1 protein-coding gene is annotated in these 973 nt (G+C 76.9%); it reads left to right on the top strand.

Annotated features, from left to right (window positions below; genetic code table 11):
• Window positions 1-972 (top strand): FliI/YscN family ATPase (locus L2I40_RS23725; protein WP_237217806.1); only part of this gene is annotated, 972 nt, incomplete at its 5' end.
• Between the last annotated feature and the right edge of the window lies 1 nt (window position 973).

The raw sequence follows: 973 nt of genomic DNA, 5'->3' as shown, positions 1-973 counted from the left end.
CCGGGCGCCGTCGCCCGCATCGTGACCGGCGATGCGCCGCCGGCCGGCATGCGCGCGCGGCTCGGGCCGCGATGCGACCTCGGCGTGCGGGCGCTCGACCTGTTCTGCACGATGCGGGAGGGGCAGCGGATCGGGCTCTTCGCGGCCTCGGGCGTGGGCAAGTCCACGCTGCTGGCGATGCTCGCCGGCGCGCCGCGCTTCGACGTGACGGTGCTCGGGCTGGTGGGCGAGCGCGGGCGGGAGCTGCGTGACTTCGTCGAGGACGATCTCGGCCCGGCGGGGATGGCGCGCAGCGTCGTGGTCTGCGCCACCTCGGACAGCGCTGCGCCGCTGCGCCGCGCCGCGGCCTGGAGCGCGATGACGGTGGCCGAGCAGTTCCGCGACGCCGGGCTGCGCGTGCTGCTCCTGCTCGATTCCATCACGCGCTTCGCGCTGGCCTGCCGCGAGATCGGCCTGGCGGCCGGCGAGCCGCCGGCGACGCGCGGCTTCCCGCCCTCGGTCTTCGCCGAGCTGCCGCGGCTGCTGGAACGCGCCGGGCCGGGGCCGGAAGGCTGCCGTGGATCCATCACGCTCGTCGCCACGGTGCTGGTGGAGGGCGACGACCATGACGAGCCGGTGGCGGATGCGGTGCGCGGCGTGCTGGATGGGCATGTCGTGCTGGACCGCGCGATCGGCGAGCGCGGGCGCTGGCCGGCGGTGGACGTGCTGCGCAGCCTGTCGCGCACCGTGCCGGGCGTGCTGGAGCCGTCGGAGCGCGAGCTGGTCGCCCGCGCGCGCCGGGCGCTTGCGGTGCAGGCGGAGATGGCGGAGCTGGTGCGCCTCGGCGCCTATCGCGCCGGGACGGATGCGGAGGTGGATGCCGCGCTCGCCGCCGCCGCGCGGATCGAGGCGCTGCTGGCGCAGGGCAAGGGCGAGCCGGCGCCGATGGAGGAGAGCTTCGCGTTGCTGCGGGCGGCGCTGGATGGCGCGTGAC

The sequence above is a fragment of the Falsiroseomonas oryziterrae genome (genome assembly GCF_021864505.1).
Classification (GTDB): Bacteria; Pseudomonadota; Alphaproteobacteria; order Acetobacterales; family Acetobacteraceae; genus Falsiroseomonas; species Falsiroseomonas oryziterrae.
The sequence above is the reverse complement of the archived record's forward strand: the minus strand, read 5'-3'. Positions and strand labels throughout refer to the sequence as shown.